The following is a 24,468-nucleotide window of genomic DNA, read 5'->3' on the forward strand; positions in this document are numbered from 1 at the left end:
GCAGCTTCACCTCGTTCTCTGTTATTAAAAAGGAGGCTAAAATAAAAAACCTCCCTGGAGACCAGAGAGGTTGTTACCGCAAATTTGCTTTGACACGTATCCAAACAAACACACAAGCAGAAAGTTTTTTGTGTGAAATCATATTCGGAATAATGGTACTTGTGTACGCAAAATGGGCAGACTGATCCTATTCTCCAGGTCTCACTTATTATGAGTTAGCCTAAGAAAATAAGATTTTTCCACATCAGCGTAGTACCATTCCTTTCCCATATGACTTCTTACAATTTATAGTATATTTTGGCAGTAACAGATTGTCAATTGTATTTAAAATAAAGGTATTTAACTCTAAATGTCTAATAGGAATAATATTCAAATTTTGTCGAGAGGTGAAAGAATCGTGAACACTGAAGTAAGTTTGTTCGGTTATATGCTGCAGATGCGCAGTCATCTGTTAGCGAATAAAATAACTGAGATTCATCAGCTAAGAAATCATTCACCCGAACAAGACAGGAAAGAAATGATCGAATGGCGTAGCAAGCTCTTCCAGCACCTCGGCTATGCTTTAAGTGAAAACTATGAAAAAGCACAAGCCGAAATCCAGGACTGGGCTGATTTAAAAGAGCAAAAGGTTCCTCATGAATATTCGCTGACTTATTATTTAAACTCCGTTTTTTATTCCCGCAACCTTATCTTAAGCGTTTTAGAAAATGAAATAAATGACAATACCGTCTCATCAGCAGCTCTTCTCGAGATCTTAAAGGTGATCGATCCATTATTAGATCATGCAACAAGTTCATTGACCAATAACTATACGATGAATACATATCATACCGAAACAGATGAAGACTTGATTATTACGTTAGAAGAGCTGAAGGATTTTAAATTCGCATTAAATGAGGCCACGATTTTCGCGGTGACTGATCAGAACAACATCATTTCCTATGTAAATGATCATTTCTGTAAAATCTCAAAATACTCTCGGGACGAATTAATCGGAAAAAACCATGGCGAGATCTTCAAGTCTGGCTATCATACGGAGGAATACCTTGATAACATTTTGCATTCCATCCACCAGGGAAAAGTGTGGAAGGGCGAAATCTGCAACAAAGCGAAAGACGGCACTCTGTATTGGGTGGATACGACCATTATTCCTTATTTGAATTATGACGGTAAGACGTATAAGCACATCTCCATCCAATATGACATAACAGAACAAAAGAAAACGGAAGAAATGCTCCTCAAATCAGAAAAACTATCTCTTGTAGGTGAACTGGCAGCCGGCCTCGCCCATGAGATAAGAAACCCGCTTACTACGATAAAAGGTATGGTTCAAGTGCTTCAGGAAACGACCGAGGATAAGAAAGTGCTGTATTCGGACATCATCTTGACCGAAATCGACCGGATCAACTATATCGTCAGTGAATTTATGGTGCTGGCAAAACCGCATGCAATCTATTTTACGGAGTGCAGTTTAACAGATATTTTAAAAAAAGTGATCTACCTTCTAGAAGCCGAAGCGAATTTGAAGAACGTCGTCATCCTTCATGATTTTATAGAAGAAGACGTCACTTTGCATGGAGAAAAGAACCAGCTTACTCAGGTTTTTGTTAACTTAATAAAAAATGCGATGGAAGCATTGCCGAACGGCGGTATCATTCGCGTTTCCACTGCTCTAGTCAAAGACAAAGTCAGAATATCAATCGAGGATAACGGCGTAGGCATGACCGAAGAACAAGTGAAGAAAATCGGTGAGCCATTCTATACGACAAAAGCAACCGGTACAGGTCTTGGACTTATGGTCAGCTATAAAATTATTCAGAATCATAACGGCAGTATCTCTGTAAAAAGTGAGCTCAACAAAGGCACAACCTTCGATATCACACTACCACTAATTGAAAACAACGCTATGAGTACATACAGTTCTACCAATAAAAAATGAAGAAGATGTCCCTATGCCCGTTTGGGACATCTTTTAATTTATTTAATGATGTTACGGTACGTGTTTTTTATTTTTTTACACGTTCACGCCAAAATTAGTGAGTTTCACGCAGAAACTCTTACTTTCCACGCATATAGTCCCTAGTTTCACGCAAGAATCTTATTTTTCACGCAAGAACAGCCCTGTACCACGCACAATGTTAATCTCTCACTCTTTTATGTAAAAAATAAATTTAAAAGCTGACATTAAATGATGAATTTAGCATCTTTTAAGTCAGCTCCCCAACTATTATTTTTATCTTTTATGTTCAAACACCCCGATAATCGTCTCAGCGAGCCCAGTTAAGTCTTTCGCATCCTTACCCGAATCACAGTCCAACCATTTGTAATTCTTTTTGCCTTGATTGACCCAGACAGTCAGATCATATTGCATGTTTGAATTCGAACAAGAATTCTCCAGCTTTTTATCCTTGAACAAATTCATGTAAATCATGTTTTTAAACACAATATTCTTTTCTTTGTTTGCAAGCTTTACTTTGTTCGTATCTATTACCTTCTCTAGGTTCTCACCATACTTCAGCAAAAAATCAACTCGATCTTCTTTCGCTGTATCATAACTCAAATTAAAAAGTGTGATACCCTCGATTCTATTATCACATTTCTCTAGAAGTGCGGTAGTTTCTGTATTGGTTTCTATTACTCGAAACTCTTTGCACGTATCTTTTGTAACTTCTTTGCTCCCATATGCGTCTTCACGGCTATCATGTGTATACTCGTACTTCTTGCCGTCAAATCGGACATCTTGATAGATTGGATCACCTTCTATAGTGCGCTGCATGATGCGGATTTCGTCTTTTTGCTTTTGAGAGACACGCTTTGAAAATGCTTGAAAACGATCTGCATTTTCTATTGCATTGTGCCCTATGACGACTTCATCCACATGATTTTCTACTTTATCAGTTTGTGTTCCTGTGTCTTGAGAACAAGCTGCTAAACATACTAAACTTGCAATCACCATTATCCAATTTTTCAACATACCACCTCTTTTTAAAGATCGAATCTATCAAACTCTTCTTTTAACAGGGAGTACAGTTTTAAGTCTCGGTGCTCTCCTTTTGCGAACATCCCTTTTCGGATAACTCCCTCATATGTCATGCCAATCTTTTCCATCACACGTTCTGACCCTATGTTCTCCATAAAACATCTGGCCTGAATCCTGACGAGATCCATTTTTCCAAACCCAAACCGAATAAGTTCATGGACGGCTTCTGTCGTAATGCCCTTCCCCCAATAAGGTTTTGAAAGAACATATCCGATCTCAGCATTATTGTGGTATGGTGACCATGAAACAAAATCTACAGTTCCGATAAACTTACCGTTTTCTTTTAGTTCGATGCCCCATGGAGCAACCTCGCCTTTTTCGTATCGACCCAACACAAATTCAATAAATTCCTTTGTATCGTTTGTCGTTTTGTGCTTGTCCCACGTTACATATTTTGCCACATCTTCATCAGATCCATATTCAAACATATCTTCAAGGTCATCCATCGTTATTTTTCTAAGTAAAATTCGCTCCGTTTCTAAGGACGGAATCTCTTTATAAATATCTTGCACATTCACTTCGTTCCCCTCCAATTCTTTTAATCATTATACATGAAAAAGGAAAATTATGGACATGTGTCGAAATTTGATTCAAGGGGGATGTTCTATGAAAAAAATAGGTGGAAAGTTAAAACCTTTTGCAATTCCTATTTTATTTTTTCTTTTAGTCTTTTCTATATTAACGAATCAGAACTTACAAATTGAGCTGGAACTTCCTGCTGAGGGATGGAGCCGTTCCTTGTCTTTAGATGCAGGTAATTCCGGCGAAGTTAAACCTGTTTTCATTCAAGAGAACAGTCAGCAGCATGTATACGTTCCGAAAGAAAATGAAGTGCTGTCTTTTACGGTTAACAGTGACCTCGAAGTAAAAAATAAAAAGACCACACCGATCTCTATTCCTAGTCCTCAAAATTTCTGGGCAAAAGAAAATCAATTTGTTTATGTGAAAAACAAACAGCTGATTAACTTTGATGGAAATAAAGAGAACCTCCTTGACGATGAAGTTTTTGGAATGGATGCCAATCAAGAGAAAATTATTTATTTTAAAGAACATGAAATTTTGAGCCTTGAACCCGGAACATGGAATATTAAAACGATTGATAAAGTAAAGGAGCGTTTAGAAGCTGTTGTATTGAACGAAACTTCTCAATCATTCCTAGCATCTGGAGTGATTACAGGTGATACCAAGAAAGCTAAAGCGGTTTTTTATCAGTTTAAGGATTCATCATATAAAAAGCACGAAGTTATAAATAAAGAAGAACTGCTCACGCAAAATCACTTTGGGTTTTATTTTATCGAGAAAGGTTTGGATATAACTATTTATTATAGCCTTTTCCAAAATGCATCTGGGGGAAAATCATATTATATTTTTAAGGGAACCAATCAATTGGATTCTGGTGAAAAATGGACATTTAATAAAATGACCTTTCAAGATAAGAATGGGATAAAACTAGAAAATCCAAAACATTTACAATATGGGGTTGATGAGAACAATCAAGCAAAAGTTCTTTTTACTACACGGGCCATGAAATCTCATGAAAAAGAAGCCGTTAATGTTTACGAAGCATACCAGAAAGGTGATGTGTGGCTGACAGAAAGAAGGAGCACAACGAATAATGGCTCATTGCATGCACACTGGATTGATGAAAGATCAATGGTTTGGATGAACATGATCTCACAAAAGGAATTTACGTTTAGCGGAGCTTCTTCTAATCCTGACATTATTGAAAAGAGTCTAGTAAAAACAAAAGAAGATTATAAGCAGGCGATTTCAACAACGATTCTAACCCTATTCCAAGGATTAGTACTTGCCATGAGTGCTTTGTTTTGGATTACACCTGCCGTACTTTTTGCTCTTCTTGTCTATTTGGTTAAAATTTCGCTGATAGAGGGCGAAGACAAACGGGTTATGTTTACGATCCTTGCCCTTTATCTAGGCGTACAGCTTATTTTTATTCAAAAATTATTTAACGAGCATTATTATTATTTTGCACCTGACTTTCTGACGTTCTCTGGAAGTTCGGTTATCATTCCATTAGTTCTGTCTGTTTTAAGCGGAGTGGCGGTAATGTTCGGTAAAAAGAAAGACTGGAGTATGATTGTATCTATTTGTTACTTTGTAGTAGTAAACATCACATTTTTATCCCTAACTGTTGGTCCATATATGTTCTAGAGATGGAGGTTCATTATGAAGATTTTTGACTTTAGTAAAGAAGCTGGTAAACACATTACGAGATTTGATTCTGATTTTGTGATGTCACGCATTTTACTTACGGATAAGCCCGCAAATATTGGGTGCATGCATCTTGATAAAGATGGCATCATCGGCTACCACCAGGCGGTTGTTCCACAGTTACTTCTTGTTGTGAGCGGCGAAGGTTTTGTGCGCGGCGAGGACGATGCGATCTACCCTATCAAAGCCGGGGAAGCCGCATTTTGGGTAAAAGATGAATTCCATGAAACGACTACTAAAACTGGATTGACTGCGATAGTGATTGAAAGTGAAACATTAGATCCTGCTTCATTTATGAATACGGACGTTACATCCGTTTAATAGGTACAAAAAAAGGCGTATACGAAATACGCCTTTTTGCTTTATTTATACCCTTTTATATCTGCTGGTTTCCCAGCCTCCACCACTTCGACTAAATAACGAAAGCAGTCTGGCTGTGACCCATCTAAATCATAAAAGTCATATTTCTTTGCAAGTTCTCCGCTTGAAAAGGATTGACCATTCAGTTCATGTCGATTTTCATCCCCCGCAATTGCAGCCACAGCTCTTCCAACAAACCTCGGTGTTTCAGAGATTGCGAAGTGCGGGTCTTTCTCGGTTCCATCTCGCCAATTTTCCTCGGTCACACCAAATACCTCGAGCATGATTTCTGATCGCATCCAGCCTGGCGATACAGAAACCGCTGTACATTTGTAAAGTGAAAGCTCATGCGACAGAGCTTTTGCCATTCTGTTTACAGAGGTTTTCGCTAATTCATAAAACATCGATACCCTGTAATTTTTATCGTTGTATTCTTTTGTACCGTCCGTCATTTCAACCACCAGGCCGCCTTCATTTTTGATTAATAATGGGAGTGCATAATGGCTGGTGATAAGGTGCGTATCAACAGCGAGACGAAGCATTCGCAGCCCTTTTTCAAGCGAATGTTTCCAAACAGGTGTATCCCACTCGATCAAATTTTCTCCACCCCATATATCATTGACAAGGATGTCTAGCCTGCCATGTTCTTTTTCAATTCTCTCGATCAATGCCTTAACCTGTTCTGGTACGAGATGGTCAGTCTGCACCGGAATTCCAACACCGCCTAATTCGTTCACGAGGTCAGCTGTTCCTTCGATCGTCTCTGGTCTTCCGTATTCAGAAATCTCATTGCGAGTTGTTCTTCCCGTAATATAGACGGTCGCTCCTGCAGCACCTAGCTCCATAGCGATTCCTCGTCCAGCCCCTCTTGTTCCTCCAGCTACAAGTGCTATTTTTCCTTCAAGTGGTTTCAATTTGCATCCGCTCCTTTTTTGAATTATCTTTAGTATAACCTTTAAAGTTGACACCTTTTGTCATATTAAAAAATAGGAGAAATGTATGCGAGCAGACCGATTGATAAGTATCTTATTATTGCTGCAAAATCATGAAAAGATGACTACGAAAGCTTTAGCCGACGAACTAGAAGTAACAGAACGTACTATCCATCGTGACATGGATGCGTTGAGTGCAGCTGGAATTCCGGTACTTGCCGAACGCGGAAAACATGGGGGATGGCGTCTGGTTGATCAATACCGAACAAAACTAACAGGATTAAAAGACAACGAGCTAAGAACGTTGTTTCTTTCCCCTTCCTTTCAGCTTCTAAGTGATCTTGGTTTCACAAAGGATTGGAAGGAAGCACGGCAGAAGCTATTGGCATCTCTTCCAAACGCTCTTCAATCACAAGCAGATGATATGTGGAACCGCATTCATATCGATACCGATACTTGGAGACAGTCCAGTCAAGAACTTTCGGCACTAAGCACCTTGCAGCAAGCAATATGGGAAGAACGAAAAATAAAGATGGGGTATGAAAAAGCAAACCAAGAAACATCAGAGAGAATCGTTGAGCCATTGGGATTGGTAGCAAAAGGACGTACGTGGTATCTTATCGCGCTCTCAAAAAATAACATTAGAAACTTTAGAGTATCTCGAATAAAATCTGCTGAAATGACTGACGAGGTATTTGCAAGACCACAAGATTTTAAACTAGCTGAGTATTGGAATGAGTCCAAACAAACCTTTGTTCAAAATCTACCTGTCTTTGAAGTGGATGTTGAGGTGTCTCCTGCCATTATTCCGCGTTTAATGTTTACTGGACGTTTTGCTCAAGTGTTACATACTGGAGCACCGAACGAGGATGGCTGGATTCCTGTTAAGCTTTCTTTTGACACGAAGGAAGAAGCAGAAGCCTATGTATTAGGCTTTGGTAATCAAATCAGGATTAAACATCCTGTTTCATTGATTGAAGCTGTAACTAAAATGGCGGAGTCTGTGCTTTACCTATACAATTAAAACAAGAAGAATAAGGAAATTAATCCTTTTTTTGATTATAATGAAGATACGATTTGGCATATATATTTTTATTCTCTCTAATTAAAAAGGGGGAAGTACATATGCAAAAATATAGAAGAAGAAACACTCCGGCCTTTACGGTATTGGCGTATTTCACTTTTTTTGCGGGAGTTTCCATGTTCTGTATCGGTCTCTAAATGCAGATAATCTGCAACTGAACGAAAAAGGGTATTACATTGCAGTTATGATCTTAGTCGCGGTAGGCGCAATCCTTACACAAAAGGTTACACGTGATAATGCAGAAGACGATGAGATCATCGCCGAGCAAGAACGCAGAATGAGTAAAGCTGAATAACAAAAACAAGGGAAGGCATCAGGAGTGCCTTCCCTTTACATATTCTTCTTTTAAAATACTCATTCTTAGCCTGTCCACATACTTGCCTTTTCTTAATCGATCTTGCCTTAGGATACCTTCTTCTACATATCCTGCTCTTTTATAAGATCTAATTGCCTTTTCATTATCCACTTCCACTCGAAGCCAGATCTTGTTTAAATCGAGCTCTGTAAATCCGTATGTTAACATTTCATTCATTGCAGCAAGTCCATAACCCTTGCCCCAATAGTTCTTATCTCCTATCGCTATGCCTAATTCTGCATGTTTATTTAAAGAGTCGATGTTCTTCAAATCAATCCAACCGATATGTTTGCCATCTTCAGCAAGTATTGCTTTTTGTTCATAACCATTTGACTTGTTGATGCACTTTTCTATCCAGTCCTTCGTCTCATTCAAGCTGAATGGTGGTGTTCGATCAGGCATGTTGAGGTGTCTAGTCACTTCTGGATTCATGCACCATTGAAAACGGTCTTCTGCATCTTTCATTATTAATTCACGCAATATTACTTTTGGCATTTGTTTTTTCATTGAAATCTCCTAAGATTATACGCAGCTAAATTGGTTTACTCTTTTTTCTGCTTCGATTAATAGTTGCATCCGGATACTTGTGGCACCTTCCATTTTTCTAACCATTTGTTTCATTGTTTCAAAATTACTTATTACATGGCCTGTTTTTTCTAAGGTAAAAGTATTTGAAACAAATTGGTCAACTCTGCTCAAGTACCAAACTGTATACGTGTTGGTAGAATCCCAATACCAGCAAGCAAGTGGGATTTTTTCATCATGAAGCGTTATTCCCGATTCTTCCATTACTTCACGTGTAAGAGCTACTTCTAAACTCTCATTTCCTTCCACTCTGCCACCAATCGTTGTGAGAATTTGCTCATCTTCGTCCCAAGCCATCATAATATTCCCTTCTTCTGTAATGGGAATGGTATGAACACCCGCAATCTTTTTATCTGTTGGAAGCTCATTTATAAAAGTCAGCATATGTTTGTTTCTCCTTTTATTTAACGTATATATTTAAAAAAATAATAGCTGGAACGAAAACGGTCATACATACCAGACCCGAGAGAGAAATAATATACTCCTTACTTTCCCTATTAAACTTCCATTCCATGAGAGTCCTATATACCCAAAGAAATGTTAAACTGATAGGAAAAACATACTGAAGCATCGGATGTGCGTTATCATTAAATACCCATTCAATTCCGCTAATAATAAAAACAGCTATAATCAGAAATTCTCCCCATTTGTGAAAGCTGTTAACGTGTTTATATTTGTTTTTTTGAATATTGTACTTTCTCCTTAATACTTTTTCCGAAACAAAGGCAGTTACCAAAAAGGCTATAAAGGTTAATAGAAATATAGACACATGTACCTCCTGAAACTTTAATAAGACCGGACTGGCGAGATCAGGTGCAAGTAGGTTGATTCCTTTCTTGCAGATTCAATAACGATTGGTTTCATCGAACCACTGAATTTCATCTTGATTTCTGCGACGTTAATTGTCTTCAAGGCATCCAGCAAGAATTGACCGTCGACTGATATTTTCAAGTCCGACTCTCCTTCAATGGCCTTTATCTCTTGAAGTTCCTCAATGTTGCCCATCTCAGTTGAACCAGAAGAGATAGACAGCTTTTGTTCATTTATACTTAGCACGACATTATTGTTCTTCCACTCTCCGGCAAACAAGCACGCACGGTCTATTCCTTTAATCAGTGTCTCTTTGCACAATACGAGAGTCGTATTTACTTCATTTGGAATCAGAGCAGAAGTATTTGGATAATGCCCTGCAATCAATCTTGAATACAAGGAAATCTCATCGGTTTTAAAATGGATAAAGCCTTCCGCTGACTGTATCTCTACCATACCCGTATAATGGTTTACGAGTTTGGCTAGTTCATCTATGCTCGATTTCGGAACGAGAAAGCTTCCTTCACCTGAGCTTTGAATGTCACTTTTCTTGAATGCCAAACGCTGTGAATCTGTGGCAACCGAAGTGAATGAGTTCTCTGCAAAAGTGAGGTTCACCCCTGTCAGGACAGGTCTTGTTTCACTTTTCGCTGTCGCAAATCCTGTTGTTTTCACGGCATCCTTTAATTCTTCTGCTGGTATATGTATGGAATCGCCAACAATTACAGGAAGTGTGGGATATTCCTCCGCATCAATACCATTCAGCTTGGTGCTGATCGTTCCTGCTTGTATATGTATTTGGTTATTATCCGCTTTAACTTGGATTCGTTCGGGCAGCTTTTTAACAAGTTCAGTTAGATGTTTTGCAGAGACAACCATACTCCCCGTCTTTCGTATCTTAACTTTTTCATCCGTTACCGGAATGATTCGTTCAATGATAATGTCTGAGTTGCTGCCGACCAAAGTGATACCATCTTCTTCTGCAACAATCTTTATACCAGATAAAATAGGTAATAGTGTCCTTGATGAAACTGCTTTACTAACATCAGAAAGAGCTTTGCTAAAAAGATTCTGTGAAATTAAAAATTCCATATGTTACTTCCTTCCAATCTTATTGTCTACTTTATTATTCGACAAAAAATACAAAAGTCTTTTTAAAAAGAAAAAAGACAGCCCTTTGCAGCTGCCTTACTTTTCCCTATGCTTTTACTTTTTGTTTTTTTACCGGGATATAAATATCGATCTGCTTTTCATTACCCAAACATTTTTCATCATACAACTCAAACTCAAGGGTCCCTTCTTGTTCATATCCTGAATTCGGAAACCACTTTAAGTAGATTTCAACCCAAGTAGATTGAATCGTTGAAGGGAAGTTTTCTTCTGTCGCTTTAGGTGTTGTAAAAACAGCATACTCCTTTTCAGGAAAGCTTCTGTACACTAAGCCTTCAGGAGCAGGTGTTCCTTCTGCCACTTCCATCCCAATGATATATACGAACTCGCCCGTGGTCATGTTGTAGTCTGTACAAAGCCCAAGTTCATTTCTATTAAGAGGGTTTGGTATTTTAGCTCCAAGGTTGTTTTGGATATAATGCTGCCAGAATTTTGGGATCTCATGGTTGTTTTCGCCATCGATATTTCGTGTTTTCAGTTCATATCCGATCAGGTTGAACGCAGGTTTCGTAACTAACTTCATTTCCATAGAAATTCCTCCCGTAAAACTGCTCATATTCAGGTAAGCTTTTTGATGAAGAGACCTCGGAATAAAAGTTGTATTCCGGTACTGTCTAGGCGAGACACCAAAGAACTTTTTAAAAGCACGATTGAATGACTCCTGGTATTGAAATCCAAGATCCAGTGCGATATCGATCACTTTTTCATCAGAGTTTAAAAGTCTTTGTGCTGCATGCGTAAGCCTTCTTTTCCGCACATAATCCATGACCGATTCTCCTACGAGAAAATGAAACACCCGATGATAGTGAAACGGCGAGAAGCAAGCGAGCTCTGCAAGCTCCTCTAATGTGATCCGTTCGTGCAAGTTTTCTTCAATATAATCCAATGTCCGCTGAATACAAACCTCATAATCCATCTCCATCACCTACCCTGCTTCCATCATATCCCCGAACAGTTATTCGTTCTTAACCTTTTTTGCTAAGTTCTTCCTAATATGTATTGTACCTGAGTTCAATCCAAAAGTTTTATAGCTGAATCCAAAAATTTTCGTATTTTATCCACGAGATTGAGGCTCGAATCCAAAAATATTTGCTGTTTATCCACGAGTTTACTTTCCTCGACAAGAATCGACATCCACTTTTTTTAAGAACAAGAAGGATTTGTTCTAAAAAAATAGAATGATTTATAAAATTAGATTATTAGGAGGTTTTAATCATGACCACTTCTCTTTCCATATCAGCTGATCAGCAAAAATTGCTTGCCAACGCCACCCGTATCCAGATCATTCACTTGTTAAATGAACAAGAACTGACAGCCAAAGAAGTTGCAGACAAGTTAGGTAAAACCGCCGGGACCGTTCATTATCACATTCAGCTTCTCTATAATGGGGGGATTCTTGAACTTGTAAGAGAACAAAAGAAAGGCGGAATCATCGAAAAATACTACCGATCCAAATCAACCCGTTTTGAGATAAAGGACAAAAACGCATCAGCCCCTTCTTCCGTATCTACTAATCTTTTATTAAATGATGATGAAAAAAGGCAGTTTTTCTTAGAACTGGAGCAGCTTTTTGTCCGTTGGGAAAGCCAGATTACAAAGGATAACGATAAAAAAGAATATCAGGTTGTTTGTACTTTTGAGGAGAATAAATAATGAATCGAGTATTTGAAGATTGGAAATACCCTGGTCTTCTGTTATCAGCGGTCGGCATTTCGTACATTGGAGATTTTATCTATCTTGTTGCACTGAACTTGTTTATTTTTGCAAAAACTGACTCTGTTACAGCCGTTGCGACACTGTGGCTGATCGCTCCAATCGCTGGTATCATGACAAGTTCTTGGTCTGGAAGTTTAATAGACCGCATGAATAAAAAAACGATCATGATCATTACCGATATTTTGCGAGGAATTCTTGTAGCTCTTATCCCTCTCATTTCTGATGTTTGGCTCATTTATGCAATTTTGTTTTTCATCAGTCTTTGCAGTTCTTTTTTCAATCCAGCTTCTGGAGCTTATACTGTTCACTTGGTTCCTCAAGACAAGCTGCTTCGCTACAACTCAATAGCGTCTATACTGATAACAGGAGCGCTTGTCATCGGACCAGCAATTGCTGGTGCACTCGTCTTTTATAGTACATATGAAATCGCCATTTGGTGTAATGCTCTCTCTTTTATACTGTCTGCCATTCTCCTATCCCTCTTACCCAGCTTGCATACAAAAGTAGACTCAGATATCTCAAGTAACAAAGGAATAAAAATGATAATGAGCGACTGGAAACTAGTATTCTCCTTTTTAAAACTGAATCGATTGTTCCTATCCGTCTATATCCTTTTCCAAATCATCATGACCTTTGCCATCGCACTTGATTCACAAGAAGTTGTATTCACACAAACGATCATCGGCTTATCTGAGAGTCAGTATAGTTTACTTGTGAGTATTACTGGGCTCGGCTATTTATCAGGCTCTTTCCTTATGACTGTTTTTGCAAACAAGATTCCGATCCCTTATTTGATCGGTTTTGGTTCCATCCTTTTTAGTATCGGTTTTGCGATCTATGCTTTTTCACAGTCCTTTTTATCAGCATGCATCGGATTTATCATCTTAGGATTCTTCTCATCATTTGCTAACACAGGGTACCAAACCTTTTTCCAAAAAAGTGTGCCTGCTGAAAAGATGGGTCGAGTCGGGGCAACCCTTGGTTTTTTTCAAAGCTTCATCCTTATTTTGACTATTTTTACGGCTGGATTTATGAGTAGTTGGCTCGGAGTAAAAAGCATTGTGATCGGAACATCTCTGGCTATCATAATAGTAGCAGTCACTCTTAATGTGATGATGTTTGGTGGTCAAAAAGCAGCAATTACGGTCCAAGAAAAACAAGAAAGGGCAGCAAGATAACGAGGAGCAAAAAATTTGGATCTAAGTCTATTTTTACGGTACGTGTTCTTTTATCTGTTACACGTTCACGCAAAAAACACCTTATATCACGCATAAACGCTTTGGTTTCACGCGATTAAGTGCTGGTTTCACGCAAGACTGCCCGAGTTTCACGCAGTATCCCCTTATTTTCACGCATGACCCTATATTTACTTTGATTATATGGTTGTTAACCCGTTCCTATCAGACCATACAGAAAGAACTAGCACGTTAATATCGTGCTAGTTCCATTATTAATAGATCAGATGGCGTTTTAAGCTTCGGATAACCAATGATTTTACTGCTTATTTTTTCAGGCAAAAACCAAGTAGCATGATAAGCTTTCAAACCAGCTTCAGTTGCCCCCACTAATTCATTAGCTCCACCATCACCAATGAATATAGCTTCTTCTGGTGTTACCCCAAGTTTTTTACATGCTATATGATAGATCTCAGAACTTGGTTTTGCGACCTTTACTTCATAAGAAAAAACAACAGCATCAAAATAGTCTGCTAGTTTACTTGTATTCCAGGAAAAGACTTCTTCTGGTGCACAATTTGAGATCAGACCAAGTTTCATGCCTTTTTCTTTAAGGGTTGCGAGTAATTCTATTACTTCTGGATGCATTTCTTGAAAAGGTACTGTCTTTGCCCACACTCTCTGTTGATGAACTTTCTCGATCAAATCAAGATCTGGAGATAAGTCATGAGAATTCAAGATATCCCTCAATACACTAGGGTGATCTGGAAAGGTTCCGTTCATCCGCAGCTCTCTTCTGCTATCCCACTCTATTTTAAAAACCTTGGGATCCAGTCCAAGCTCATCGGTCGAATATACTGCTTTTTTCTGATTGCCGTTCCACTCTGTTATAAGCGTTTCATAAAGGTCGAAAAAAACTGCTTTTATCAAAAGAAAGTCCTCCTAGTTAAAACACCTTCGCATAAACACTTGTATCTCTAAGTACAGTAACTGACCCAACAGCTAAAGAGTCATTCCTGTGAATCCCTTCTAATGTAAAGCCTAATCGTTCAGGTATCGCAGCACTTCTTACGTTTTTCGTGTCACAGCGGATTTCGATCCGACGAGCTTTCAATTCATTGACTGCGAAATCAGTAATTCCTTGAACCGCTTCTGTCATATATCCTTTTCCTCCGTGACGCGAATCGATCCAATAGCCGATCTCAAACTTCGGGATGTCCCAGTCAATCCGGTGCAAACCAGATGAGGCGATGAGCTCACCTGTTTCTTTTAGAAAAACGAGAAGACGCAGATCTTCTCTCTTCAAAAATTTCAGATGCGCCTCTCTTATATTTACTTCAACATCTTCTTCTGTCTGATCTATATGAGCAAAGGGCAGCCATGGTTTTAGATCTTCAATGGAAGCATTGATCGCTTCAAACCTTGCCTTGCCATCACCAGGCTTCGGCAAGCGGATCAGCAGTCTATCTGTTGTAAATTCTGTTGGAAAGTCTAATAGTATCGGTTTCATCGTGTTCCTCCAATTATGTCAGCTGATATGAGATAATTTATCGGGATTTGCTACCCAGTATATCTTTTTGATCAAGTCGTCTTGGACATGAAGTGAAAGCACTCCATAGACCTGGCTTTCTATATACAATACGATACCAGGGTCACCGTTAACCGTTGTATATTCGAATGAAAAATCTTCAGTTGTTTTAGCCAGGATTCCCATATAAAAACGAGAGATTCGTTCTGCACCAAGAATTGGGAATAGGGCTGCTTTTGTTTTCCCTCCACCGTCTGATAAAAGAGTCGCATCAACGGCTAACAAGCTTAATAGTTTACTAACGTTTCCTGTAATAATCGCTGAAACAAACTGTTCTGAGAGCGCGTGCGCTTTAGCTGGTGTTAATGGATCAGATCGTCTATGATTCCCGACTGCTTTTTTCGCGCGGTGATAAATCTGTCTGCAGTTTGTACTGCTCTTCCCTACCACATCCGCAATGGCGTCATAGTCATATTGAAGAGCCTCACGCAGAAGGAATACGGCACGTTCCGTTTCTGATAGCTGTTCTAGCAAAAGCAAATAAGCCGTGGAAAGCGATTCCTTCATGATATAGTTTTGAGCTGGATCTTCCTTGTCATCTATTAGGAGTGGTTCAGGAAGCCAAGGACCTGTATAGGATTCCCGCTGTTTTTTTGCTGATTTCAGCAAATCGATACAGCGGTTAGTCACCATTTTACAGAGATAGGCTTTCGGGTTCAGAACGTGTTCCGTTGTTGTCTCACTCAGGGTAAGATAGGCTTCTTGAACAATATCCTCTGCATCCTGCACACTTCCTAACATTCGGTACGCCAATGAAAATAACAAAGGACGATGCACCATAAATAATTGTTCCGTTTCATTCATCGTCAAGCCTCCCTCTGAACCCTTTGAACTCCATACTTCTCGATTATGGCATTAGCTGCTCTTTTACTGCTGGCAAGTGCTGCGTCCACCAACATTTCTCCATGTCCTGTTCCATCTCCTGCTATATAGAGCCCTGGAATCTCAGGAATAGATGGACCAAAATAACGTTTGTCATCCACTGTGATGGTATCATGGACAACAGTCATTTGAGGGAGAAATTGTTGAGCAATTACGTTCTCTCTCCACCCTGGCTGCATAAGATCCATGACTTCTTCAAGCTCTTGTTTGTGAATCTTAGGATCGCTATTTTTTTCAGTCCCTAGATATTTAATAAGCTGCAGTACTGTCGATCCATTATTACTTAACGTTGAAGCTCGTGAGTGGTTCGAAAATAAAATGTGCTGATCCACTACTATCGCAAAGTTATGGTTCGGATTGGGAAGATTATTTAATGCTACATCCAAACACGCTGCATAAACGGGTTGTGCCTGTTCCTTCCATTCCTGAAGCATGGTTTGTTCAGCACCTTTAACAATTTTACACGTTTGTTCTGGACCAGCTGTTACGATAACGTTTGGCACTTCGAGCTTTTCTCCATCTGTAAAATGGATTTGCTGCATTTCTTTACAGTCTATAGAAACAACGTTTTTGTTTGTAAGGATTTCCACACCATTTTCTTCGGCTTTCCTTCTTAAATGATCTACTATCGTCTGCCATCCGCCGTCTATATACAGAACACCTTTCATACCAAGCTGAACTTGTTTAATTACAGCACTTGCTGCTTGCTTATCCGGATCTATGCAATAAGTAGATGTCCTGCAGAGTGCATAGAACACATGTCTAACCATTGGGTCTTTAACCTCTGTTTCTGCCCATTTTCGCAATGTCATTGGTTTAATGGAAGCGGCATTTATTTTCCGAAGTTTCATCATTAATTTGCCAAGCTCCATTTTTCCAGACCACGATAATAACTTTGTCTTTAACATACTGGTTAACGAATCTGGCAATTCTAGGAGTCCATTGCTCCATATGGCATATCCTTTCGTATCGGGAACATTTCCAGAGACGTTTATCTCAAGTTCCTGTAATATCTCTTCTGCTGCTCCCCCTCTATATAATGCATGACCTCCCAGGTTAAATAGTGCACCGTTTCGATTAACAGTTTGAGCTCGCCCTCCAAGTTCTTTTCCTTTTTCAAAAATAACAACAGATCGTCCTGCTTTAGCCAGGTACACTGCCGCTGCCAATCCAGAAACTCCGCCACCAATAATCGCTGCATCGTATTTATTCAATCCCATCACCACTTTCTGATTTTACAAACAAGACGAGAAAGGGTTATGTTTTGTGACAGAAAACCGGAATTTGTTTACATAAAACTTCAAGGGGTAATGTTTTTATAAGGTAACTATTTTAATAGAAGTTGCCAAATCTGCATGAAAGGAGATCACGTGATGTTATACAAAAAGATTCTCGTAGCAGTTGACGGTTCAGAAGGAAGCTTTGTTGCTCTTCACAATGGCATTGAGATCGCCAGAAACACAGGTGCTGAAATAACGTTGCTCTACGTGACGAATGAGGTATCTCTTCCGTTGTACGGCGGAGTTTATCCAGTAGGCATGGAAAGTACGACTGTTGAAGTGAAAGAGGCTGCCATTACTGAGCAAAGTCATGGAGAAGAAATCCTGAACAGAGCACAAAGAAGAGTCGATCCCGCAACAAAAACAACATCAGCCATTCTGCATGGAGACCCGTCTTCGACAATTTGCTCGTATGCGGATACCCATAACATCGATCTCATCGTCATCGGAAACCGAGGCCATAGCGGATTTAAAAAATTATTCCTAGGCAGCGTCAGTCAAAAAGTCGTATCTGACGCACACCAGCCAGTACTTGTCGCAAAATAATTACAGCAAATACAGGAAAGGAGCCCACTCTAGCGAGAGTGTGCTCCTTTTTTTATTCCAGCATTTCAGAGACCGTTTGAAAGGTGTATCCTTGTGCCTTCAAGTCCTTGATGATTCCTTTTACTGATTTCATGGATTCTTCCCGGCTTTCATACATAACGTGCAGAAGTATGATGGATCCAGGTTCTATTTTTTCATTTACATGCTTTACGATCTTCTCTGAATCCGAGGCGATTTCCGGATATGAATCAGGTTCTAGGTTCCAAAGGACCGTCTTTCGATCATGTTTATCCAAATAACGAGGAAGACCGATCAGCTTTTTTCCAAAAGGCGGTCTGAATTGGATCGTCCCTTCGTAGCCGGCTTTCCGGATCAGTTCATCTGTTTTCTCAACTTCACTCTTAATAAAAGATGGTGATTTCAAGACCATTCTTTTATGAGAATAGGAATGGTTTCCTAGTTCGTGACCTGCTTCAGCCAGCTTTTTCGCTTCTTTAAAGTTTTCCTCAATTTCACGCCCTGTAACAAAAAATGTCGCTTTTACATCTTCTTCTTTTAAAATCGATAAAATTTCATCTGTGTTTTCCGTAGGACCATCATCAAACGTTAGTGCAACTATCTTATCTGTCGTTTCTGCTTTTGTAACAAGACCGCCGTAAAACTGAAAATCTCTTGAACTGCTGATTTTCAGGAGACCATAGGCGATCGTAAACAGTATTACGATAGAAATCAAAACAATCAATATCGTCTTTTTCATGTGTTTCTCCTTTTATGCTCAACCTGAATACCAATAGCTAGTCAGATCTGTTGTAACCGATGGGTAGCCCATTTGACGAAGCATTGCTGTAATATTCCCACGATGGTAAGACCCATGAGTTACAAGGTGCATGACCATCTCAGAGAGACTCGTTTCTCTCCGCCCTGCCCATGGTGTATCCAGGACTGTCACTTTGTCCAAGTCTTCTTGCTTGTTTAATAAGTCTCTATACTGATCATATAACTCCTGAAACATAACAACGATTTCTTCAATGTTCTTCGTATCCGTTTCTACTTTTTCAATTTCAAGGGCTTTACTCATACTTACTCCAGAAATGATGTGAAACCATAGCTGATCCACAATGTACATATGTGAAACTACTTTAGAGATAGAAGGAAATACACTTTGAATCTCTTGATGATATACATCATTTTGCAGTTCTACTAAACGGTTAAACAACGTTTTATTTGCCCAAATGTGATAATCAAACATTTCAATGGCATGATGAGTTCCAGACATCATTCTTCCTCCTTCCTTTCTTTTTCAGCTACAGATACTTCTTTTTTAGTTGCTCGATTTCTACATGATTTTTGGCCATAAAACTTCTAATTAGTTTTTGTTTCTCCTTCATCCATACCTTGTCTTTTTCTTCAGGATCTTGAATATCTTTTGTGACCTCATGAAATAACTTATTTTCTAATAACTTTCCGCGCACCTTTTCATAGGCGTAATCTTGATAATACTCTTCGATCGTCATATCTAAAGATTTTAGTAGTGATGTCAATTCTGGTGAATCTATCTTTTTTGCATGCTCCATTTGGATGTTGATTGTTTTTTGAACTTCTTCATCTGAAACACTCAGCTTCTGCTTTTTGGCTTCTAGTTGAACTGCTTTATCATTTAATAAACGATCAATAGCCGTTTTTGTTGCTTCTTTCTTTGTTTTCTTCATCACATGCTCGTAAAAATAGGTGAGTTCCTCGATTTCATGTTCAGAGAGAACTTCTTTATAAGTGATGTTTGAGTCAGCAAATGATCGTATGTATTGAGCAAAACTTTGATCACCAGGACTGGTAACCAAAATGAGCAGAATAAGTGTAACTGCTCCAAAAAAAACTGTCCTTTTATCTTTCATCCAGTCGCTCCTTAATAAATCGGCGTCTGCTGAATTTCGACAAAAAGTTTTAAAACCCTGCTATTTTGGAGGAAAATGCCTTCTTTTAAAGAATAACTAAACAACTAAAACTGTGTGAGGGGAGTAAATAATGAATACATTTGAACATGACATATAAAAACGCTATCTGTGCAGAGGCCCTCCGGCTGCTTTTATTAATCATCATTTTCAAAAAATTACGGAGGTGCCATTATGTTAAAAGATCAATCATTTGAGAGTTATTTAAAAGAAATTGAAAAGCCTTTTTCGGGTTGGGATTTTTCCTATATAACAGAAACCGGCCGGGTGAGCAGCAGTTTGCTTTCTTGGTCATATGGAAGCATGGTGTTGCCGCTCATTCAGAAATCCGCATCCATGCTAGATATGGGAACGGGCGGTGGTGAGCTCTTATCAAAGCTGCAGCCTTTTCCGGAAAAAGTTTGTGCAACAGAAGGCTACCCGCCGAATGTTCCAGTAGCTAGAGAAAGGCTTGAACCAATAGGCGTAGAGGTTTATCAGATCGGTGAGGATGACTTGCTTCCTTTTGATGATCAGCAGTTCGATTTGATCATCAACAAACATGAATCCTATTCTCCGAGTGAAGTGCGCAGAGTACTGACTGATGATGGCATTTTTGTAACGCAGCAGGTTGGCGGTTCCGATTATGTAGATATTAATCATGCTCTTGGTGCTCCGGTAAATGACGAGTTTTCACATTGGGAGCTCGCTTATGCAGAGAAAGAATTACGTGAAAATGGATTCGAAGTCCTGGAGGCGAAAGAAGAATTTCCGACTCAACGTTTTTATGACATCGGAGCTCTTCTCTATTATTTAAAAGCAATACCTTGGCAAGTTCCCGATTTCAAAAGTGAAAACTATATACCTCAACTTCACCAAATTCATGAGATGATCCATTTAAAGGGGTATTTTGACGTAAAGCAGCATCGTTTCCTGCTTAAAGCTAAAAAAGGTTAATCATAAAAAAAGCTGACTCCATTATAGGTTCATCCCTATTTGGAGTCAGCTTCATTATATTAACCTGTTACTTTTTCACGCTCGTTACTTTCCATCCTTTTTGGTCAACCCACTCAAGATTTACCGTATATCTTTCACCAGGCTTACCGTCTGGACTCACTTCTGCTACCGATTTTTGCGGTCCGCCTCCGTTTGCGATCTTCCAAACTGTCATGTTTTCATCAAGTCCTGTAGCAAGACGAATGGCTTTCAGTTTCTCATTCCAATCTACACTGCCTTCTTCATAACTTGATGTGTGTGTTCCGGTTTGGGATGTTCCGATCGGTTCGTTAATTTTAGGCTTATCCGCAGCAGCTTGCTTTTTCTTTTTCTCTTCTGCTGCTTTTTTAGCTTTTTCTTTTTTATCCGCTTCTTTTTCTGGATCTATACCGATTTCTTCAGAAGGCTCCGATTCTTCACTTGCTGTTTGCGCTTCTTCCTTTTTATCAGAGTTCTTCTCTTCATCTTCATATGCACTTTCATTGTCTGGCTGAAGCTTTACAACTTTATGTTTTGGTTCTTTGCTTTCTTTTTTAACGGGTTCCTCTTCTTCATTGCCCATTAACAACGCATCTTTCGGTAGGAACAATAGCGCTAAAAGGACTGCACTTAACGCAGTAAACAGGACAACATTCCTTTTCTTCGTACTTCTCTCTTTTTTGTTATATCTTCCCATCTATAAATCACTCCTTAAAATACGGTTCCCTCTATCTTTGAAACAAAACAAAAGAACTCCATTATGAGGAGTTCTATCAAATAAGAATCTCTTTTAATCACTCAACACTATTCGTAAAAATGGTGTGAAAAGATGAGGGTATAAGGAGCTTTGTTAGAAATTGCTATAGGATGTTTTCTTTCCATGTTAAAAAGACTACCCATTCAGGCAGTCGAAAAATATTAATTAACTTCTAAAACTACGGCCATCTCTTTGCCGAACCGATCTCCGTTATCAACAAATCCCATACTTTTATAAAGCTGATGCGCTCCTAAGTTTTCAGGGTGATAACCTACTACAATTCTTTTTACGTTAGGCAATGTACTCATTTCTTCAATCATTAACTGTGTCGCGATTTTCCCGATTCCTTTTTGCTGATAGTTCTTATCGAGCATGATTCGATAGATCCAATACCCGCCAAGTTCTTCTTCAACTGTATTAAACATGAGAAAGCCAACTGTTTTGCCTTCAAACTGAATAGCGTAAGGCTTTAAAGTCGGTTCAAATTTCGATTGAACGATTGAAACGGCATTTGGCTCAATGTGACCTGCCTGCTCTTCAGACACTTCTAACGTACAGCATTCATACCAATTTTCTGCGTTTAATTCTACGATCTCTACTAGGTTGTTATTCATAAATTCCCCTTTTGACTGTCATTATGTATCAACCTAACCATACCATATATTCTCAAAAACTATTCAAAGAAAAACAGCGCTTTCCCGTCAATGAAAGCACTGCATTTCTTTATGGTAGACTATGCTACTGATTTCTCTTGTTTCGCGGCTAATCGTTTCATATCAAAGCGTACTAAAATGGAAACGACGAGTGCCACAACGAACAAACCTGAGAAGAATGACAAGCTGTTTGCGTATGATCCTGTTGTGTCTTTGATCCATGCTGCGAACAATGGACCAGCAAGACCCGCCGCTGCCCAGGCTGTTAAGATGTAGCCGTGAATCGCACCAACTTGCTTTGTTCCAAACAAGTCACCGATGTATGCTGGAATCGATGCGAATCCACCGCCGTAACACGTGTAAACGACCGCAAGCATCACTTGGAACAGAATCGATGATGTTGTCTGCGGCAGCATGAAAAAGAGTGCGATCTGTAAGACAAAGAACGTCGTGTATGTGTTTGGCCGCCCGATGTAATCCGAAATGGAAGCCCAGCCGATACGACCGAATCCGTTGAACAATCCAAGTACCCCGACAAGTGCTGCTGCCTCTGCGGTTGAAAGACCGATACTTTCTTGCGCAAGAGGTTTTGCAGCTGAAAGGATGGCAATTCCGCACGTTACGTTAATAAAAAGCATGATCCACAGGTAATAGAAACGGCGAGTTTTTACAGCTTCATTTGCCGTAAGTTGAGAAAGGTCCTTCTTGATCTTCACCTTTCCACTCTCTACGTTTTCTTTAAACCCTTCCGGCAGCCATCCCTCTTCTGGTTTTTCTAAATAAAGAGAAGATAATGTCATGATGACAAAATAAGCGATTCCTAAAATAAAGAACGTGTTCGCTACCCCAACGGACTTGATTAATGAGTCCATGATCGGCGAACTGATTGCAGCCGCGAAACCAAAGCCCATGATTGCAAGTCCAGTCGCCAGACCGCGACGGTCAGGGAACCATTTGATCAGTGTTGAAACAGGTGCGATGTATCCGACGCCTAGTCCTATTCCGCCAAGCACCCCGTAAAAGATATAAAGCAGCGGCAGTGAGCCAATATTAACTGCCAGCCCCGATCCAGCAATACCTACTCCAAAAAATATGGCAGCAAGCATACCTGCTTTTTTTGGACCGTGCTTCTCAACGAAATGTCCTAGAAATGCAGCTGAAAATCCTAAGAAAAGAATAGCGATACTGAACGTCATCTGTACTTGTGACGCTGACCAGCCAAACTTATCAATTAGTGGATTAGTAAAGTTGCTCCACGCATAAACAGACCCGATTGAAATATGAATACCAACAGCCGACAATGCAATAAGCCAACGGTTTTTTGTCTTTTTCATTTCGGATATCCCCCCTAAAAAGTTAATTTTGTTAAGTATTATTTCTTGTTACGCCTATTGCAACAAAAGAAAAAGGCAACATCCAAAAGAACTTATACAATGATAAGTCTTTTAAGAATGTTGCCTAACATCTCTACATACTCGTGCAGAGAGATCATTCATCATTATTTTATAAAATAGAAAATGAGCAGATCGTGCAAATCTTCCATTTCAGTTTGCAATAGTTGTAAACGCTTTTAATGTTATCAGATAGAACGGCAAGCCGCAATATAATTTTTTGATTTTTTTGACAAAAGAGAATTTATATAAGTCTCTTCAAACTGAACACATTTGATTTTACAGCGTTTGATCAGGTAGCTTGAAAGAAAAGTGTCTTCAGATTGATTAAAATGATTCGGCTTGTCCCAAAGTTCCCGAAATACATCACAAAGTATTTTTTCAGAAGCTTTTTGATCTCCAGTTATTCGAACGGCAATCTGAAAGAGAAGTCTGCTGTATGAACTTACTAATTGTTTTAGAGCCTCAGGATCTTTAAACAACAATCTCTCAAGAAGCTCAGAATCTAAATCTTTTTTCAGTTTCATAGCAGCATCACCCTTTTCATAGATTTAGTTTACATTACCCCTTCTGATTATTGTTAAACATTTGTATAATAATTGTACATATTTGTTTTTCTCAAAAAAAGCAGTACCGCTTGTTACGCAGTACTGCTTTCATTTTTATTTCTTGCCTTTGTTTTCAATCGAATACTTAACACCAGCAACCGTTCCTATTCCAAGCAGTGCATATTTCAATCCTTCTAATGTAGCACCTGGACTTGCTCCTCCAGTTTCCCAAAAAGAATATAGGACTCCTAACACGATCGCTACAATCGGGATATACTTATTTGACACTCGTTCTGTTTGGCGAATCGCATATAAAATCACAGCCAGACCGACATACGGTGAAAAATTTGCTGCCATACTCGCAAAATCCATAACTGTCACCCCGTTCACTGTATTGTACTGCTTATTCACAATATATTTTTATGGCTTAACTAAAAGAACAGCAGCACAATAAAAAACAG

Annotated in this window: 28 protein-coding genes and 1 pseudogene; 9 read left to right on the forward strand and 20 right to left on the reverse strand. The window is 39.1% G+C overall.

Annotated features, from left to right (window positions below; genetic code table 11):
• The first annotated feature begins 397 nt into the window (after positions 1 to 397).
• On the forward strand, positions 398 to 1,939 hold the full coding sequence (locus EV282_RS14090; RefSeq protein ID WP_165389471.1) for an ATP-binding protein: 1,542 nt from the start codon (positions 398 to 400) through the stop codon (positions 1,937 to 1,939).
• Positions 1,940 to 2,233: 294 nt separating this feature from the next.
• Here the strand turns inward: EV282_RS14090 and EV282_RS14095 are convergent, their stop codons facing one another.
• Together EV282_RS14095 and EV282_RS14100 are read right to left on the reverse strand one after the other, a co-directional pair.
• Entirely contained in the window at positions 2,234 to 2,971 is a 738-nt protein-coding gene (locus tag EV282_RS14095; RefSeq protein ID WP_165389472.1) for a DUF4362 domain-containing protein, read from the reverse strand.
• Positions 2,972 to 2,985: 14 nt separating this feature from the next.
• Positions 2,986 to 3,558, reverse strand: a complete 573-nt coding sequence (locus EV282_RS14100) for a GNAT family N-acetyltransferase (RefSeq protein WP_130296404.1) — start codon at positions 3,556 to 3,558, stop codon at positions 2,986 to 2,988.
• A gap of 88 nt (positions 3,559 to 3,646) precedes the next feature.
• Here EV282_RS14100 and EV282_RS14105 point away from each other — a divergent pair, with 88 nt between their 5' ends.
• Positions 3,647 to 5,212, forward strand: coding sequence for a hypothetical protein (locus EV282_RS14105; protein WP_130296405.1), 1,566 nt, complete (start codon positions 3,647 to 3,649; stop codon positions 5,210 to 5,212).
• 15 nt (positions 5,213 to 5,227) lie between these two features.
• On the forward strand, positions 5,228 to 5,593 hold the full coding sequence (locus EV282_RS14110; RefSeq protein WP_130296406.1) for a cupin: 366 nt from the start codon (positions 5,228 to 5,230) through the stop codon (positions 5,591 to 5,593).
• A 41-nt stretch (positions 5,594 to 5,634) separates the two neighbouring features.
• Here EV282_RS14110 and EV282_RS14115 read toward each other — a convergent pair whose 3' ends face one another.
• Positions 5,635 to 6,546, reverse strand: coding sequence for an SDR family oxidoreductase (locus EV282_RS14115; RefSeq protein WP_130296407.1), 912 nt, complete (start codon positions 6,544 to 6,546; stop codon positions 5,635 to 5,637).
• A gap of 85 nt (positions 6,547 to 6,631) precedes the next feature.
• On the opposite strand from EV282_RS14115, the gene EV282_RS14120 reads away from it, so the two are divergent.
• Together EV282_RS14120 and EV282_RS14125 are read left to right on the forward strand one after the other, a co-directional pair.
• On the forward strand, positions 6,632 to 7,588 hold the full coding sequence (locus EV282_RS14120; protein ID WP_130296408.1) for a helix-turn-helix transcriptional regulator: 957 nt from the start codon (positions 6,632 to 6,634) through the stop codon (positions 7,586 to 7,588).
• A 101-nt stretch (positions 7,589 to 7,689) separates the two neighbouring features.
• Positions 7,690 to 7,943: pseudogene (locus EV282_RS14125) on the forward strand (YiaA/YiaB family inner membrane protein).
• Positions 7,944 to 7,961: 18 nt separating this feature from the next.
• Here the strand turns inward: EV282_RS14125 and EV282_RS14130 are convergent.
• The 5 genes from EV282_RS14130 to EV282_RS14150 form a co-directional block, all read right to left on the reverse strand.
• Positions 7,962 to 8,510, reverse strand: a complete 549-nt coding sequence (locus tag EV282_RS14130; protein WP_130296409.1) for a GNAT family N-acetyltransferase — start codon at positions 8,508 to 8,510, stop codon at positions 7,962 to 7,964.
• A gap of 15 nt (positions 8,511 to 8,525) precedes the next feature.
• Positions 8,526 to 8,972 carry an NUDIX domain-containing protein gene (locus tag EV282_RS14135; RefSeq protein ID WP_130296410.1) on the reverse strand — a complete coding sequence of 149 codons (447 nt, stop codon included), beginning with the start codon at positions 8,970 to 8,972 and terminating at the stop codon, positions 8,526 to 8,528.
• A gap of 16 nt (positions 8,973 to 8,988) precedes the next feature.
• Positions 8,989 to 9,357: a DUF4181 domain-containing protein gene (locus tag EV282_RS20690; protein WP_165389473.1), complete on the reverse strand. Its 369-nt coding sequence runs from the start codon at positions 9,355 to 9,357 to the stop codon at positions 8,989 to 8,991.
• Positions 9,358 to 9,374: 17 nt separating this feature from the next.
• Entirely contained in the window at positions 9,375 to 10,490 is a 1,116-nt protein-coding gene (gene dnaN / locus EV282_RS14145) for a DNA polymerase III subunit beta (protein ID WP_130296411.1), read from the reverse strand.
• A gap of 106 nt (positions 10,491 to 10,596) precedes the next feature.
• The gene (locus tag EV282_RS14150; protein WP_130297007.1) at positions 10,597 to 11,484 is read right to left on the reverse strand and encodes an AraC family transcriptional regulator; all 888 of its coding nucleotides are present in this window, start codon (positions 11,482 to 11,484) and stop codon (positions 10,597 to 10,599) included.
• A gap of 299 nt (positions 11,485 to 11,783) precedes the next feature.
• Between EV282_RS14150 and EV282_RS14155 the strand changes: the two genes are divergently transcribed.
• A complete protein-coding gene (locus EV282_RS14155) occupies positions 11,784 to 12,221 on the forward strand; it encodes an ArsR/SmtB family transcription factor (protein WP_130296412.1) in 438 nt (145 codons plus the stop codon).
• Complete coding sequence (locus EV282_RS14160) at positions 12,221 to 13,462, forward strand: MFS transporter (RefSeq protein WP_130296413.1); 1,242 nt, start codon at positions 12,221 to 12,223, stop codon at positions 13,460 to 13,462. The genes EV282_RS14155 and EV282_RS14160 overlap by 1 nt, the downstream gene beginning before the upstream one ends.
• A 249-nt stretch (positions 13,463 to 13,711) precedes the next feature.
• On the opposite strand, the gene EV282_RS14165 is transcribed toward EV282_RS14160, so the two are convergent.
• Genes EV282_RS14165 through EV282_RS14180 form a run of 4 tightly spaced genes read right to left on the reverse strand, consistent with a single transcriptional unit; the run spans position 13,712 to position 17,143 of the window.
• Entirely contained in the window at positions 13,712 to 14,389 is a 678-nt protein-coding gene (locus EV282_RS14165) for an HAD family hydrolase (RefSeq protein ID WP_130296414.1), read from the reverse strand.
• 16 nt (positions 14,390 to 14,405) lie between these two features.
• Positions 14,406 to 14,969 (reverse strand): GNAT family N-acetyltransferase, encoded by a 564-nt coding sequence (locus EV282_RS14170; protein WP_130296415.1) that lies wholly within the window; start codon positions 14,967 to 14,969, stop codon positions 14,406 to 14,408.
• A gap of 18 nt (positions 14,970 to 14,987) precedes the next feature.
• The gene (locus EV282_RS14175; RefSeq protein WP_130296416.1) at positions 14,988 to 15,851 is read right to left on the reverse strand and encodes an RNA polymerase sigma-70 factor; all 864 of its coding nucleotides are present in this window, start codon (positions 15,849 to 15,851) and stop codon (positions 14,988 to 14,990) included.
• A gap of 2 nt (positions 15,852 to 15,853) precedes the next feature.
• Positions 15,854 to 17,143 carry a phytoene desaturase family protein gene (locus EV282_RS14180; RefSeq protein WP_130296417.1) on the reverse strand — a complete coding sequence of 430 codons (1,290 nt, stop codon included), beginning with the start codon at positions 17,141 to 17,143 and terminating at the stop codon, positions 15,854 to 15,856.
• A 159-nt stretch (positions 17,144 to 17,302) separates the two neighbouring features.
• Here EV282_RS14180 and EV282_RS14185 point away from each other — a divergent pair, with 159 nt between their 5' ends.
• Complete coding sequence (locus EV282_RS14185) at positions 17,303 to 17,755, forward strand: universal stress protein (RefSeq protein WP_165389475.1); 453 nt, start codon at positions 17,303 to 17,305, stop codon at positions 17,753 to 17,755.
• Between the two features lie 52 nt (positions 17,756 to 17,807).
• On the opposite strand, the gene EV282_RS14190 is transcribed toward EV282_RS14185, so the two are convergent.
• Genes EV282_RS14190 through EV282_RS14200 form a run of 3 tightly spaced genes read right to left on the reverse strand, consistent with a single transcriptional unit; the run spans position 17,808 to position 19,647 of the window.
• Complete coding sequence (locus tag EV282_RS14190; RefSeq protein ID WP_130296419.1) at positions 17,808 to 18,512, reverse strand: polysaccharide deacetylase family protein; 705 nt, start codon at positions 18,510 to 18,512, stop codon at positions 17,808 to 17,810.
• A gap of 18 nt (positions 18,513 to 18,530) precedes the next feature.
• Entirely contained in the window at positions 18,531 to 19,031 is a 501-nt protein-coding gene (locus EV282_RS14195) for a DinB family protein (protein ID WP_130296420.1), read from the reverse strand.
• Between the two features lie 28 nt (positions 19,032 to 19,059).
• On the reverse strand, positions 19,060 to 19,647 hold the full coding sequence (locus EV282_RS14200; RefSeq protein WP_130296421.1) for a SurA N-terminal domain-containing protein: 588 nt from the start codon (positions 19,645 to 19,647) through the stop codon (positions 19,060 to 19,062).
• Positions 19,648 to 19,878: 231 nt separating this feature from the next.
• Here EV282_RS14200 and EV282_RS14205 point away from each other — a divergent pair, with 231 nt between their 5' ends.
• On the forward strand, positions 19,879 to 20,640 hold the full coding sequence (locus EV282_RS14205; RefSeq protein ID WP_130296422.1) for a class I SAM-dependent methyltransferase: 762 nt from the start codon (positions 19,879 to 19,881) through the stop codon (positions 20,638 to 20,640).
• A 67-nt stretch (positions 20,641 to 20,707) separates the two neighbouring features.
• Here the strand turns inward: EV282_RS14205 and EV282_RS14210 are convergent, their stop codons facing one another.
• The 5 genes from EV282_RS14210 to EV282_RS14230 form a co-directional block, all read right to left on the reverse strand.
• Positions 20,708 to 21,355 carry a YrrS family protein gene (locus EV282_RS14210; RefSeq protein WP_130296423.1) on the reverse strand — a complete coding sequence of 216 codons (648 nt, stop codon included), beginning with the start codon at positions 21,353 to 21,355 and terminating at the stop codon, positions 20,708 to 20,710.
• Positions 21,356 to 21,576: 221 nt separating this feature from the next.
• On the reverse strand, positions 21,577 to 22,029 hold the full coding sequence (locus EV282_RS14215) for a GNAT family N-acetyltransferase (RefSeq protein WP_130296424.1): 453 nt from the start codon (positions 22,027 to 22,029) through the stop codon (positions 21,577 to 21,579).
• 119 nt (positions 22,030 to 22,148) lie between these two features.
• A complete protein-coding gene (locus EV282_RS14220) occupies positions 22,149 to 23,402 on the reverse strand; it encodes an L-lactate MFS transporter (RefSeq protein WP_130296425.1) in 1,254 nt (417 codons plus the stop codon).
• Positions 23,403 to 23,647: 245 nt separating this feature from the next.
• Positions 23,648 to 23,986, reverse strand: a complete 339-nt coding sequence (locus tag EV282_RS14225) for an RNA polymerase sigma factor (protein WP_130296426.1) — start codon at positions 23,984 to 23,986, stop codon at positions 23,648 to 23,650.
• A 135-nt stretch (positions 23,987 to 24,121) separates the two neighbouring features.
• The gene (locus tag EV282_RS14230; RefSeq protein ID WP_130296427.1) at positions 24,122 to 24,379 is read right to left on the reverse strand and encodes a phage holin family protein; all 258 of its coding nucleotides are present in this window, start codon (positions 24,377 to 24,379) and stop codon (positions 24,122 to 24,124) included.
• Between the last annotated feature and the right edge of the window lie 89 nt (positions 24,380 to 24,468).

The organism is Fictibacillus sp. BK138 (genome assembly GCF_004216955.1).
Lineage (GTDB): Bacteria > Bacillota > Bacilli > Bacillales > Fictibacillaceae > Fictibacillus.

What these genes read in the sequence shown, in the direction of transcription:
- EV282_RS14105 (WP_130296405.1), top strand. Translation starts at nt 3,647, where the DNA reads ATGAAAAAAATAGGTGGAAAGTTAAAACCTTTTGCAATTCCTATTTTA.
- EV282_RS14110 (WP_130296406.1), top strand. Translation starts at nt 5,228, where the DNA reads ATGAAGATTTTTGACTTTAGTAAAGAAGCTGGTAAACACATTACGAGA.
- EV282_RS14120 (WP_130296408.1), top strand. Translation starts at nt 6,632, where the DNA reads ATGCGAGCAGACCGATTGATAAGTATCTTATTATTGCTGCAAAATCAT.
- EV282_RS14130 (WP_130296409.1), bottom strand. Translation starts at nt 8,510, where the DNA reads ATGAAAAAACAAATGCCAAAAGTAATATTGCGTGAATTAATAATGAAA.
- EV282_RS14135 (WP_130296410.1), bottom strand. Translation starts at nt 8,972, where the DNA reads ATGCTGACTTTTATAAATGAGCTTCCAACAGATAAAAAGATTGCGGGT.
- dnaN (WP_130296411.1), bottom strand. Translation starts at nt 10,490, where the DNA reads ATGGAATTTTTAATTTCACAGAATCTTTTTAGCAAAGCTCTTTCTGAT.
- EV282_RS14150 (WP_130297007.1), bottom strand. Translation starts at nt 11,484, where the DNA reads ATGGATTATGAGGTTTGTATTCAGCGGACATTGGATTATATTGAAGAA.
- EV282_RS14155 (WP_130296412.1), top strand. Translation starts at nt 11,784, where the DNA reads ATGACCACTTCTCTTTCCATATCAGCTGATCAGCAAAAATTGCTTGCC.
- EV282_RS14160 (WP_130296413.1), top strand. Translation starts at nt 12,221, where the DNA reads ATGAATCGAGTATTTGAAGATTGGAAATACCCTGGTCTTCTGTTATCA.
- EV282_RS14170 (WP_130296415.1), bottom strand. Translation starts at nt 14,969, where the DNA reads ATGAAACCGATACTATTAGACTTTCCAACAGAATTTACAACAGATAGA.
- EV282_RS14175 (WP_130296416.1), bottom strand. Translation starts at nt 15,851, where the DNA reads ATGAATGAAACGGAACAATTATTTATGGTGCATCGTCCTTTGTTATTT.
- EV282_RS14185 (WP_165389475.1), top strand. Translation starts at nt 17,303, where the DNA reads ATGTTATACAAAAAGATTCTCGTAGCAGTTGACGGTTCAGAAGGAAGC.
- EV282_RS14190 (WP_130296419.1), bottom strand. Translation starts at nt 18,512, where the DNA reads ATGAAAAAGACGATATTGATTGTTTTGATTTCTATCGTAATACTGTTT.
- EV282_RS14195 (WP_130296420.1), bottom strand. Translation starts at nt 19,031, where the DNA reads ATGTCTGGAACTCATCATGCCATTGAAATGTTTGATTATCACATTTGG.
- EV282_RS14200 (WP_130296421.1), bottom strand. Translation starts at nt 19,647, where the DNA reads ATGAAAGATAAAAGGACAGTTTTTTTTGGAGCAGTTACACTTATTCTG.
- EV282_RS14205 (WP_130296422.1), top strand. Translation starts at nt 19,879, where the DNA reads ATGTTAAAAGATCAATCATTTGAGAGTTATTTAAAAGAAATTGAAAAG.
- EV282_RS14210 (WP_130296423.1), bottom strand. Translation starts at nt 21,355, where the DNA reads ATGGGAAGATATAACAAAAAAGAGAGAAGTACGAAGAAAAGGAATGTT.
- EV282_RS14215 (WP_130296424.1), bottom strand. Translation starts at nt 22,029, where the DNA reads ATGAATAACAACCTAGTAGAGATCGTAGAATTAAACGCAGAAAATTGG.
- EV282_RS14220 (WP_130296425.1), bottom strand. Translation starts at nt 23,402, where the DNA reads ATGAAAAAGACAAAAAACCGTTGGCTTATTGCATTGTCGGCTGTTGGT.
- EV282_RS14225 (WP_130296426.1), bottom strand. Translation starts at nt 23,986, where the DNA reads ATGAAACTGAAAAAAGATTTAGATTCTGAGCTTCTTGAGAGATTGTTG.
- EV282_RS14230 (WP_130296427.1), bottom strand. Translation starts at nt 24,379, where the DNA reads ATGGATTTTGCGAGTATGGCAGCAAATTTTTCACCGTATGTCGGTCTG.